This window comes from Acinetobacter puyangensis (assembly GCF_900096995.1).
Classification (GTDB): domain Bacteria; phylum Pseudomonadota; class Gammaproteobacteria; order Pseudomonadales; family Moraxellaceae; genus Acinetobacter; species Acinetobacter puyangensis.
In genome coordinates this window covers 141,225-154,194 of the sequence record NZ_OANT01000006.1, presented here as the reverse complement: position 1 = coordinate 154,194, position 12,970 = coordinate 141,225, and the positions used below count along the sequence as shown (strand labels likewise).

Sequence of the window (12,970 nt, the reverse complement as noted above, 5' to 3'; positions counted from 1 at the left end):
TCCGCACTCTTTTGGTTCTGCTTTTGGCCTTCATTGCTACGTCAGCAGCCTAAGTTGACACCTTAGCATATATTCTTGAAGCGAAATAAATATTTCTTATAGGATTTTTTTAAAAAGTAGGCATTTACAGCTAAAAACTACCAAACCTTAAAAGTTGGCAAGGGAATTGCATTCTTATTGGTAAATAAAATTTCTTGGTAGGAATTTTAAGGTCGGTGGCATGAAACTGCAAAAACATGATCCGATCAAATAATTCGAGTCAACATAGTAGGAGCATATCAATCATGTTGCACGAGGTCACAGAATTTAAAAAAGATTTACCTGTTAGCGCAAGTAAGTCCAAGTATCGTAAAGATGTACAGCAAGTCATAGATCAATATAACTTAAAGTATGTCTTGGCGCAATTTGTAGATATTCATGGTGCGGCAAAAACCAAATCTGTTCCTATCTCGGGTTTAGATGCGATTGAAAAGAAAGGCGTCGGTTTTGCTGGTTTTGCCATTTCGGGCATGGGTATGCAACCGCATGGTCCGGATTTTATGGTCAAGGGAGATTTATCTACATTAATACCTGTGCCTTGGCAACCGGGTTATGGCCGCGTGGTCTGTGAAGGCTATGTGAATGATCAACCACATCCGTATGATCCGCGTTATGTCTTGCGCAAACAGGTCGAGCGTCTGGAGGAAAAAGGTTGGACATTAAATACTGGTTTGGAGCCAGAGTTTAGTTTATTTCGTCGTGATGAAAACGGCAAACTGAAACTGGTTGATGACTCGGACAGTTTGGATAAGCCCTGTTATGACTATAAGGGCTTGTCACGTTCTCGTCAATTTCTGGAAAATCTGACCGAGGCTTTAATTCCAGTTGGTTTTGATATTTATCAGATCGACCACGAAGATGCCAACGGGCAGTTTGAAATTAACTATACCTACAGTGATGCCATGAATTCGGCCGATATGTTTACCTTCTTTCGTATGGCAGCAGGGGAAATCGCCAATGATCTGGGCATGATCTGTTCGTTTATGCCAAAGCCAGACCCAAAACGTGCAGGCAATGGCATGCACTTTCATCTGTCTATTTCCAGTGCCGAAAGCAGTAATTTATTCCAAGACGATACTGATCCGAGTGGCATGGGGCTATCCAAACTGGCCTATCATTTTATTGCAGGTCTATTGGCACATGGACCAGCCCTGTGCGCATTTTGTGCACCGACAGTCAACTCCTATAAACGTCTGGTGGTAGGACGCTCACTTTCGGGCGCAACTTGGGCACCTGCCTTTATTGCTTACGGTTCAAATAACCGTTCTGCCATGGTGCGTATTCCGTATGGACGCATTGAATTACGTCTACCCGATGCGGGCTGTAATCCCTATCTGGTGTCCGCTGCGATTATTGCCGCAGGATTAGACGGCATCGAACGTCAGCTTACCCCACCACCTGCATGTAATGAAAATTTATATACCCTGTCACTGCAAGATATTGCTGCACGAGGTATCGAAACTTTACCGCAATCACTGAAAGAAGCGGTGCAGGCATTACAGGCAGACCCTTTATTTAGAGAAAAACTGGGTGCAGAAATTGTTGATGAATTTATCGAGCAAAAAAGCATGGAATGGGTGGAATACTCCCGTCATGTATCGGATTGGGAAGTACAGCGTTATACCGAGTTTTTCTAAATTACGGCTTAACTGAATTGATGCACCAAGCAAAATTGAAATTGGAGAAATAGCATGTGTGGAATTGTAGGTCTTTATTTAAAAAATCAAGCACTTGAATCAAAAATTGGTGAACTGTTTGAACCAATGCTGGAATCCATGACAGGTCGTGGGCCTGATAGTGCGGGTTTTGCGATTTATGGTGACGAAGTCAAAGATGGCTGGGTCAAACTTACCTTGCAAAGTACGGATGAAACATTTAACTGGCAGGGTTTTGCCGAAAAATTACAGGCGCAGTTACCCGCAGGTTTTGACTGGTTCCAGAATGCCACTGCGGCAGTGATTAAAGCTGAAGCAAATGAAGCCACTATACGTCAGTTAATTGGTGAGATTGCACCGCAACTTAAAATCATGAGTGTTGGGCAAAGTATTGAAATTCTAAAGGGGATGGGCTTACCTGTGGAAATTGCGACCCGTTTTGGTCTGTCCAAAATGAAAGGCAGTCACATTATTGGTCATACTCGGATGGCAACCGAAAGTGCTGTGACCATGGAAGGCAGTCATCCATTTTCGACAGGCGCAGATTTGTGTCTGGTCCATAACGGTTCATTGTCTAACCATGCCCGTTTACGCCAAGAATTAAAACGTCAAGGCATTCATTTTGAAACTGAAAATGATACCGAAGTTGCCGCAGGTTATCTGACTTGGCGGTTACAGCAGGGGGATACTTTGGCACAGGCACTCAATCATGCCCTAGATGACTTAGACGGCTTTTTTACTTTTGCCATTGGTACCCGTGATGGTTTTGCCGTGATCCGTGATCCTATTGCTTGTAAACCGGCCATCCTTGCCGAAACAGATGATTATGTTGCGATGGCTTCAGAATATCAAGCATTGGCAAAATTACCGGGTATAGAAAATGCCAAAGTCTGGGAACCAGAACCAGCAACCTTATATGTTTGGGAACGTACAGCTGCCGCATAAGGCATAACCAATTGATCACATAAATATTTAAAGATTGAAAAAGATTTAAGGAGCAGACCATGAGTGCTACAGCATTGGCAGAAGAATTGGTATTGAGTGCAGAAAAAAGCACATATGATTTAAGCAAAGACAGCATCCGTGAACTGAATCAAGCCTTGCATACCGCTGAAATTGTTGAACAGGTCAAACAATGGACAGTCACCAATCCAGATGGTCAACATAATATTGCCGTGGGGATCAATGCGCCTGTGACAGTAGATATTCAAGGACATGCGGGCTACTACTGTGCAGGTATGAATCAACAGGCAGATATTGTCGTGCAGGGCAATGTTGGTGTGGGTGTTGCAGAAAACATGATGTCTGGTTCGGTTCGGATTAAGGGCAGTGCCTCACAGGCCGCAGGTGCAACAGCGCATGGTGGCTTGCTGGTGATTGATGGTGATGCAGGCGCACGCTGTGGCATTTCCATGAAAGGTGTGGACATTGTCGTGGGCGGTAGCATTGGTCATATGAGCTGTTTTATGGGACAGGCAGGTCGTCTGGTGGTGTGTGGTGATGCAGGCGATGCACTGGGCGATTCACTTTACGAAGTACGAATCTATGTCAAAGGTACGGTGAAATCACTGGGTTCGGATTGTATTGAAAAAGAAATGCGTGAAGAACATTTGCTTGAGTTAAAGGAACTATTGCAAAAAGCAGGATTTGATGAAGATCCAGCCGCTTTCAAACGCTACGGTTCAGCCCGTCAACTGTATAACTTCAAAGTAGATAATGCATCTGCTTACTAACACTGTCGTCTGATTTGGAGAAAGAAACATGACTCAAGCAACAACACATATCGACCCTGTCTTACGTGAATCAGCGACATTTGACCGTTTGACCATTCAAGAAATTCAACGTGCCGCAGCCACAGGAATCTATGATATTCGTGGCGGTGGTACCAAACGTAAATTACCGCACTTTGATGATCTGCTTTTACTCGGTGCAAGTATGTCACGGTATCCGCTTGAAGGTTATCGTGAAAAATGTGGTACAGATGTGGTATTGGGCACACGATTTGCCAAAAAACCGATTCATCTGAAAGTCCCTGTGACCATTGCCGGTATGAGCTTTGGGGCATTATCTGCCAATGCCAAAGAAGCTTTAGGACGTGGTGCCAGTATTGTCGGTACATCTACTACAACTGGTGATGGTGGCATGACACCAGAAGAACGCGGTCAATCAAAATATCTGGTTTATCAATATTTGCCTTCCCGTTATGGCATGAATCCAGATGACCTGCGTAAAGCAGATGCTATCGAAGTGGTCTTAGGACAGGGCGCAAAACCAGGTGGTGGCGGTATGTTACTGGGGATGAAAGTGACAGAACGTGTGGCAGGGATGCGGACCTTGCCGATTGGGGTCGATCAACGCAGTGCATGTCGTCATCCCGACTGGACCGGTCCAGATGATCTGGCGATTAAAATTGCTGAATTACGTGAAATCACCGATTGGGAAAAACCGATTTATGTCAAAATTGGTGCCAGCCGTCCATATTACGATGTCAAACTTGCAGTCAAGGCTGGAGCTGATGTGATTGTACTGGATGGTATGCAGGGCGGTACAGCAGCAACACAGGAAGTGTTTATTGAACATGTCGGTATCCCGATTTTGTCCGCTATTCCACAAGCGGTACAAGCGCTACAGGAAATGGGCATGCATCGTAAAGTGCAATTGATTGTTTCTGGTGGGATTCGTACAGGTGCCGATGTAGCAAAAGCAATGGCACTGGGTGCCGATGCAGTGGCGATTGGTACAGCCGCCTTAATTGCACTTGGAGATAACCATCCACGTCTAAATGAAGATTTGAAAAAGATTGGTTCGGCAGCGGGTTACTATGACGACTGGCAAAATGGACAGGATCCAGCAGGGATTACCACACAGGATCCAGAATTATCCAAGCACCTTGATCCTGTCGAGGGGGGCCGTCATCTGGCTAACTATCTGCGGGTGATGGTATTAGAAGCACAAACCATGGCACGTGCCTGTGGAAAATCACACTTACATAATCTTGATCCAGAAGATTTGGTGGCATTAACTGTTGAATCTGCGGCGATGGCGCGTGTGCCATTGGCAGGTACAAACTGGGTACCAGGTCAGAAATTCTAAAATTTGATCAAGTTATTCAAGACCTGCTTTTCAATCCTTATTTATTTCATGAATATTTTTCTGACAATTGCATGGCTTTTGTCATGCATGAGGATTGAATTTGACAGCATTGCTGTTATTGGGTTGGGGCTAAGGGGTTTTGATAGGATTTCATCAAGTTTCAAATCACGTTGATTCATATTTATGATGGAGAACAATCATATGTTAAAACAAACTGCTGTCCTTGCAATGACTGTTGCAGTAATGTCCAATGCACTCGCTGCGGAAGAAACCAATTCTCTGGGCTTGAGTTTAAGCGGAACTGCGGCTCTGACAACAGATTATCGTTTTCGTGGTTTAAGCCAAACGCAAAATGATCCTGCGGTACAAGCGACCTTTACCGTTTCCCATGATTCTGGGGTGTATTTGGGTGTGTTTGGTTCTAATGTACATTTTGGTGATGATAGCCCACATTTGGAATTAAGTCCTTATTTGGGTTACAGTACCGAGTTGAATTTTTCTGATACCCTCAAACCTGTATTGGATATCAGTTATACCCGTTTTAATTATCCCGGCTGGTCGGACTGGGCATGGAATGAATTTTCGGTCAAATTAAGCTTTGCAGATGTCATCATTAATCATGATAGTTTACTGACCAGTATTAACTACGGTGATGATTATGCTGGATTTGCTGGAGATGAGTGGAATTTCAGCTTGGGATATGTAGTGCCAATTGCCGATACGGGCTTTGGTCTTGTGACAGGACTGGGCTATACCAGCATTGATCAAACTGGTGCTTTGGCAGATGCCAGTGCAGACGATTATATCGACTGGAAAGTGGGCATCAGCTATGATTTAAAATCCTTGGCCGGTTTAACAGCAGAGTTGGCGGCAGTCGGTACCAATATTGACACGGATGGATTGGCACGGGTTACAAAACGTGGGGTTGATACAGGTGCAGTATTTACCCTGAGCAAAAGTTTCTAAGTCATTTAAAATAAAAGCGTTGTAGCCATGTTGTTACAACGCTTTATCCTTTTAAGCATTTTTATCTGTATCAAGCATCCATATCTTTAAAGATTACACCTTCTACTCCCAGCACCATATCACTTTTTGAGTAAAGACCTTGTCCAATTTCCTTGACCTGAATCAGATTGTCATGGGCATCTCTCCAGCGGTAGGCAAGATAAAAAATCTGTTTATGATCCAAAGCCTGCTGTACAGATGACCAGACATAATCATTATCTGGCGGGTAAATACGCTGGCCATATAAAGGACTATTTATTAATTGTTCGGGTAAATATCCGGTAATTTGCTGACAGCCTTCATTGACGTATTCCATGGTCCAGTTGCGATCATTTCGTGAACGATACAACATGATCGGTAATCGTTGTAGCAAACCATCTAAACTCCGTTGCTGGGCTAGACGTAGTGAGGCTTGCTTAATTTGATGGGTTTGTTCGGTTAAAAAAAAGTAATAATAATTTGTGGCTTGTTGGGGATCATAAACATGCTGACAGCGTAGTTTAAACCAGAATAATTGTTGCTGATGAATCAAACGAATGCCGTGTTCGGTGTTTTTGTTGTGAGGATTAAGCAGTTGAGTGACCGTATAGAGATCATCGGGATAAATATAGCGTTTTAGCTCACGGATAAAATGTAAAGGAATTTCTTGCTGCTGGCGTGGAAAAATGGACTCAATAAAATGTTGCCACGTATGGTTATAACGCATGACATTAAAGTTTTCATCAAGCAGCAAAATACTTTCTGAGAATTGATCAAAACTGTCTAGCCATAAATGTTGTGTTTGTTGCTGCTTTTCAAATTGACGACGAAACCATCTGCTCATCACACGCTCCTTATTGTTCTAATCTAAATTTAAATGTTGATGCGTCCAGACCGAAAGCTCAAGGCGAGAATGAAGATTTAATTTACGTAATAAATTTTTAACATAAACTTTGACCGTACCATCGCTGATGCCAAGTTCCCGTGCGATGAGTTTGTTATTTAAGCCTTTGGCGATCAGCAATAAAGTTTCTTTTTCACGCTGGGTAATTTCCTGCAAAATGCTCAAATCGCTATTTTTGGCATATTGCGCTGGGCGATCCAGATCAGAAGCGGTTTTGATGACAGGTTGCTGGCGTAATTGTTGCGCCAATACATTAATACCATGTTGATTTAGTGCGGTTTGTCCAGTTAACGCTTGCGCCAGTTTTTGCAGAATTTCATCGGGTGCCGTATCTTTGGATAAAAAACCGTTTGCACCAAGACGCAGGGCTTCAATAATTTGTTGATCATCATCACTGGCAGTCAACATGACAATTTTAAGAGATGCATCATTTTCACGAATGCGTTTTAATACATCAATACCTGATGCCTCTGGCATATGTAAATCCAGTAACAGTAAATCTGGATAATGCTGTGCCATGTCCTGTAAAAGTGCCTGTCCAGAGGAATATTGTGCCAAGACATGATATTGCGCAGATTGCTGTAATAGCTCGGCAACACCACGTCGAAACAGTGCATGATCGTCGACGATACTGACTTTATATGGCATCGGTTTTCTCCTTTGGTGGGCAAGCATCAAGTTGAACCAACACAGTTGTACCATGTGGATGCCGTGGCATAATCTTTAAACTGGCACCAATACGTTCGGCACGTTCCTGCATGATTTCCAAACCAAAACTATCGCTGCGTTTATTTTTCAGTGCCATACCAATACCATCATCATGAATATAAATTTTTAAATCGCCTTGTTTTTGCTGTTCAATATAAATTCTGGCGTGCGTAGCTTGTGAATGACGAACAATATTACTTAAGCTCTCACGAATGATATAAATCAATTGTATGCTTTGTTTGGCGGTAATATTTAAATGCGGGACACGATTGTCCAGTTCAAAATCTATGGCAGATTGTCTGGAAAACTCATCAATAATTTTTTTTAAGGCGCTGGAAAAATCCAGATCTTGATGAATCAGACGGGATGCAGTAATTAAATCCCGTGTTTGCTGATAAGCATAATGGGTATAGTTGGCAAGCTCATGTGTACATTCTAATAATGCATGATACTGTGGATTGCTTTTACAGCTTTGATGCAGTTGTGCCGATTTAAGACGTAAAAAACCTAAGACCTGTGCAATGCTATCGTGCAGTTCCGCTGCAAATTCACGGCGTTCCTGTTCTAACACCGCTTGTTGTCGATCGTAAATATTTAACCACTGTTGTAGACCTAACGTTAAACAGCGATCTACTGGCTCAAAAGAGTGCTGATCAAATTGCGCTGTTTCAGTTAAATAGATACGCCAAATGAAACGATTATGATTTTTAGCAATCATTTTGGCGGAAAAAAGCTGATCGGAATAGGGAATTGCCTGTTGAATTATCTGGTTTTGATCGGCTTGAATGGACTTTCTTAATAATAATTGTTGTAAAAATTTAAGTTCCGTTCCACCAAGATAATCTTCTGGGGCATGATATAAAAAACATTCATGACTAAAAGGATAACAATAGACGATAAATAATTGTCGATCATGACATTGCCGTGCCCAACTTTGTTGCAATTGTTGAATAATCTGGGGCAAAGCGATGGATTCCTGATCCATAATAATCAATTGTATTTGTTGTTCTGCCAAAAAAAGCGCATATTCTGGTGAAGCACCTGATAATACCAATGTTGAGGCTGGTGCTATGTGTTGTGACGCCAAGGCGTGTGAAGTACCAAATCGTAATGACTTCCACCATTTTTGTCCTAACAACTTAATTTCTCCCGCCTAAGCACATGGTTTTATCGCTGATATGCAGAAGTGGCACTGCTTTTTAAATAATGAAGGCAAGATCTGGCAACAAATTTGCTTTGTCTATCATTGTCTGCATCTGAATGAGATAAGAAAAAAATCCAGTATTAAATCGCATTTTAAAATATCCTGTAAATTAAAAAATATTCCTGTTAGTTATTTTTAGCACAAATTATGCCAAGGTCTGTAAATTTACTTACCTATTTTTAAGTATGCCTTTGGGGCGATTGTGCTTTGCATAAAAACTTTAGATATTGGCTAGGGTCTGTCGCCATTTAATCTATGGTTGCGACAATGGACATTTTTTAGGCGATACAAGGCATGAATAGTGAGATTTAGTCATTCTAAATGAACTATTCATAACGCAGTAGCGTCAAAAAATCTCCTTGTCCCGTAGGGTTGTGGCTAAAATTCCCCCAAACTTCGTTATGAAACTTGACAAGGGAATAACCATTGCCTGCGTTTCATGCCTTGTTTGAAGAAATTTTAGCCTACAACGCAACCTATTTATCAAATGATGACAGACCCTAGATAAGCCAGTGTGCTTTGGAATAAATTTTTAATGATCAAGGTATTATATATGTCTGAACTTTTGCAGGAGCAGTCGCAAAGGCAAAATGCCAAAATTGGTGCGCATTATATTCATTTGCAAAAACCAATTGAGGCACTGAATATTCGTATTGATGCACAATATCTCAAAGTAATCAATATTCAGCAAGGTGATGTGATTGAATTTTGTCTTCCCAAAGGACAAAGCCTTGAGTTGTTAATTCGTGATCTTAACGGATATTTTAAACCCAGTTTAGTGCAAGCCATGAGTGATGCAGGGACCATTCAAATTACTGCTGCCAGCCAGACTTTGGCACAATTACAACAAAATCGTCAATCCAGTCTGCGCTTAAAACAACAATTGCAGCAGCATCAGATTGATGTGCAAGATCTACAACGTATTGTCTGTATTGACGGTACACAAAACATCAAATTTAGCTGTCTTGAAGATGGAAAAATGATGGTCTTTAATACTGGTCAAGATTTATGCATCGATCAACACGCATGTATTAATGAGATCACTGCAATTATACATACACAACAAGCCTTGACAGAATATTTGCCTGAACCCTTGGCAACACCCGTACAAGAAATCCGTATTCCTCGTGCCAGTGCCAAAACTTATCGGGTTAAAGCAGGGCAATGGATACAAATTATCGATGTTTCTGGCAAGCAATGTTCTGATTTTTTAGCCTTTGATGCCGAAGCACTGGCGCAAGGCAAAGAAATAGGTTTGGATGCAGTTGCCACACGGACTTTGCTTGGACACAGTACACCCACGCCTGGATTACACTCCCGTTTTGCTGGGGCAAATATGCAAACACTGGTCGAAATGGTGCAGGATACCGTGGGGCGGCATGACATGTTTCTTACTGCCTGTAGCCCAAAATTTTATGAAGATAGTGGCTATTTCGGGCATATTTCCTGTACCGAAAATTTTAATCAAGTCCTGAAGTGCCATGGTATTGCTGCAAAAACTGCTTGGCCTGCGATTAATTTCTTCTATAACACCCAAGTTGAAGCCTGTGGCACGATTTCTATGGACGAGCCATGGTCCAGACCGGGTGATTATGTGTTGTTACGTGCCGCCAAAGATTTAGTGTGTGCATCTTCTGCCTGTCCAGATGACATTGATCCGTCTAATGGCTGGATACCGACTGATATTCATGTACGAATTTATGATGAAAGTGAATATTTTCCCCGATCAATCGCTTACCGTGTTACGCCTGAGGAGATGCCTCGTATGACTAAAAATAGTGCATTTTATCCACGTATTGCGACTTTAACCTCACATATCGTCGATTATCGTGGTTATTGGGTAGCAGCACAATACGATGGGTGGGGAGCAAAATCTGAATATCTAGCCTGTCGGGAACGGGTTGCGATGATTGATCTCTCTGCATTACGCAAGTTTGAAGTGGTCGGGCCGGATGCCGAGAAATTTCTACAATATGCCCTGACACGTAATGTCAGAAAACTAGCAATTGGTGAAATTGCCTATTCGGCGATTTGTCTGGAAACAGGCGGAATGCTGGATGATGGCACGATCTTCCGTATGGGGGAGAACAATTTCCGTTGGGTCTGTGGTGATGACTACACAGGCGTGTGGCTAAAACAGCAGGCTGAAAAACTCAATTATCAAGTCAGTATTCGGGCATCTTCTGATCAGATTCATAATGTAGCAGTACAAGGGCCACATAGCCGTGAATTATTACAGCAATTGATCTGGACACCTGAACATCAACCTTCAATTGAGAAACTGGCATGGTTTCATTTTACTTTGGGGCGCTTGGGTGGACCAACAGGTTTTCCAGTGATGGTGTCACGTACGGGCTATACAGGCGAGTTGGGCTTTGAAGTCTGGTGCCATCCCGATCACGGCACACAGCTTTGGGATGCAATCTGGCAGGCTGGGCAGCCCTATGAGATTGCCCCAATGGGCTTTGATGCACTGGATATGTTGCGCATCGAAGCTGGACTGATCTTTGCTGAACATGAATTTAGCCCACAGACCAATCCATTTGAGGCGGGGATTGGCTTTACTGTGCCCTTAAAAACCAAGGAAGAAAATTTTATTGGCAAAGATGCTATTCAAAACCAAAGTCCACAAAGTCGGCATAAATTGGTGGGTCTGGTATTGGAACACAGTCAAGCTGCTGTACATGGTGATCTGGTTTATCCAAGTACAGGACGCTATCCAGTGGGCGTGATTACCAGTGCGACTAATTCCCCGATTTTACAAAAGCAGATTGCGCTGTGCCGCCTTGCACCACAGTACGCAGATTTAGGTACTGCGGTTGAAATAGGCAAGCTGGATGGTCAACAGAAACGTCTGACAGCGCAAGTGGTGGCATTACCTTTTTACGATCCAGAACGTATTCGTGTACGTTCGTAATCTCTATTTAAATCATTATCTTATTAAAAGTAATTGATTTAAAACGCTGAATAAAACCGATGAGAATGATGGTGTGATGCATGACAATCTACACACCATTGTGATAATGACACCTTAAATTTAGGGGAGCGGAGATGCATGGGTGATTACTGCAACTGTGTTGGTGATGATCATGTTTATTCCCGGTCTTGCCTTGTTTTATGGCGGTATGATTCGGGGTAAAAATGTACTATCGATTTGTACCCAGTTTTTTGCTTTTGCAGGCATTGTGGGACTGATGTGGATCGCTTTTTTGTATAGTCTGGTGGTGGATGCTACTGGCATGCAGGAAGGGGTATTTAATATTCATAGCTTTATTGGTGGACTGGACAAAGCCTTCTTAAAGGGGATGACTGAGTACACCATGTCTGGCGAAATTCCAGAATATGTTTTGACCGTATTTTTGATGACCTTTGCCATGATTACCCCCGCAATTGTGGTGGGTGGCTATGCCGAACGCATGAAATTTGGTGCCTTGATTATGTTTGTGATTTTATGGCCAGTTCTTGTGTATGCACCGATGGCACATATGGTCTGGGGTGGGCCTGGTTCAGCCATGCATAACTGGGGTGTACTAGATTTTGCAGGCGGTACAGCGGTACATATCAATTCGGGTATTGCAGCTTTGGTCGGTGCATTGATGCTAGGACGACGTAAAGGCTGGAAAACCTCAAGTCTTGCACCACATAATCTGGTTTATACTTTTATTGGTGCTGGGTTGTTATGGGCAGGCTGGTTTGGTTTTAATGTCGGTTCAGCTCTGGCAGCAAATCATAGTGCGGCTTTAATCTTTATGAATACTCAGGTTGCGGCTTGTGGCGGAATCGTCGGCTGGATGTTGATTGAAAAAATTACCGATAAACATGTCACCTCACTCGGTTTGGCTTCGGGTGCAATTGCCGGATTGGTGGGCATTACCCCCGCAGCGTCTTTTGTCGGACCGTTTGGTGCCAGTGTGATTGGTTTATTGACAGGTATGGTATGTTTCTTTGCAGTAACCCGACTCAAGCATAAACTCAATATTGATGATTCCTTGGATGTTTTTGCTTTGCATGGGATCGGTGGCATTGTGGGTGGCATTTTAACGGGAATCTTTGCTGCGCCTATTTTTGGTGGCAATGTTGAAGGCTTGCAATTTGTACCACAATTTTTTGCACAAATGATCGGTATCATTGTCACGATAGTTTATAGTGCATTCTTTACGTGGCTAATCTTTAAAATCATTGATTTAACTGTCGGTTTACGGGTGAGTGAAGAACATGAGGAGCAGGGACTGGATATTTCTGATCACAATGAACGTGCATATAATGGTTAACTGAAAAAGTATGATTTGAATTGCCCCCAATTTTTATTGGGGATTTTTATGCCACAGATCTCATAATAATCATTTCTCGTTATGGTCTTTTGCCTCTCAGCTTTTAAATAAT

The 12,970-nt window shown here is 42.6% G+C and carries 9 protein-coding genes and 1 pseudogene; 7 read left to right on the top strand and 3 right to left on the bottom strand.

The features are described 5' to 3' along the window. Window positions 1-284: 284 nt before the first annotated feature. The 5 genes from glnT (at window position 285) to CRO21_RS12500 (ending at window position 5,753) form a co-directional block, all read left to right on the top strand. A complete protein-coding gene (gene glnT / locus CRO21_RS12520) occupies window positions 285-1,676 on the top strand; it encodes a type III glutamate--ammonia ligase (protein WP_228150444.1) in 1,392 nt (463 codons plus the stop codon). Between the two features lie 54 nt (window positions 1,677-1,730). After that, window positions 1,731-2,639: a class II glutamine amidotransferase gene (locus CRO21_RS12515; RefSeq protein WP_097079646.1), complete on the top strand. Its 909-nt coding sequence runs from the start codon at window positions 1,731-1,733 to the stop codon at window positions 2,637-2,639. A 59-nt stretch (window positions 2,640-2,698) separates the two neighbouring features. Then, window positions 2,699-3,427 carry a GltB/FmdC/FwdC-like GXGXG domain-containing protein gene (locus CRO21_RS12510; RefSeq protein WP_097079645.1) on the top strand — a complete coding sequence of 243 codons (729 nt, stop codon included), beginning with the start codon at window positions 2,699-2,701 and terminating at the stop codon, window positions 3,425-3,427. Between the two features lie 28 nt (window positions 3,428-3,455). Next, a complete protein-coding gene (locus CRO21_RS12505) occupies window positions 3,456-4,787 on the top strand; it encodes an FMN-binding glutamate synthase family protein (protein WP_097079644.1) in 1,332 nt (443 codons plus the stop codon). Between the two features lie 201 nt (window positions 4,788-4,988). Further along, the gene (locus CRO21_RS12500; RefSeq protein ID WP_097079643.1) at window positions 4,989-5,753 is read left to right on the top strand and encodes a TorF family putative porin; all 765 of its coding nucleotides are present in this window, start codon (window positions 4,989-4,991) and stop codon (window positions 5,751-5,753) included. A 70-nt stretch (window positions 5,754-5,823) separates the two neighbouring features. On the opposite strand, the gene CRO21_RS12495 is transcribed toward CRO21_RS12500, so the two are convergent. The 3 genes from CRO21_RS12495 to CRO21_RS12485 are packed head-to-tail and all read right to left on the bottom strand — an operon-like array spanning window position 5,824 to window position 8,521. Then, the gene (locus CRO21_RS12495) at window positions 5,824-6,615 is read right to left on the bottom strand and encodes a PAS domain-containing protein (RefSeq protein WP_097079642.1); all 792 of its coding nucleotides are present in this window, start codon (window positions 6,613-6,615) and stop codon (window positions 5,824-5,826) included. Between the two features lie 18 nt (window positions 6,616-6,633). Continuing rightward, on the bottom strand, window positions 6,634-7,323 hold the full coding sequence (locus CRO21_RS12490; RefSeq protein WP_097079641.1) for a response regulator: 690 nt from the start codon (window positions 7,321-7,323) through the stop codon (window positions 6,634-6,636). Next, window positions 7,313-8,521, bottom strand: a complete 1,209-nt coding sequence (locus CRO21_RS12485) for a sensor histidine kinase (protein ID WP_097079640.1) — start codon at window positions 8,519-8,521, stop codon at window positions 7,313-7,315. The genes CRO21_RS12490 and CRO21_RS12485 overlap by 11 nt, the downstream gene beginning before the upstream one ends. Window positions 8,522-9,140: 619 nt before the next feature. Between CRO21_RS12485 and CRO21_RS12480 the strand changes: the two genes are divergently transcribed. Beyond that, on the top strand, window positions 9,141-11,504 hold the full coding sequence (locus CRO21_RS12480; protein WP_097079673.1) for a DUF1989 domain-containing protein: 2,364 nt from the start codon (window positions 9,141-9,143) through the stop codon (window positions 11,502-11,504). Between the two features lie 139 nt (window positions 11,505-11,643). Beyond that, window positions 11,644-12,858: pseudogene (locus CRO21_RS12475) on the top strand (ammonium transporter); the annotation flags it as partial. Between the last annotated feature and the right edge of the window lie 112 nt (window positions 12,859-12,970).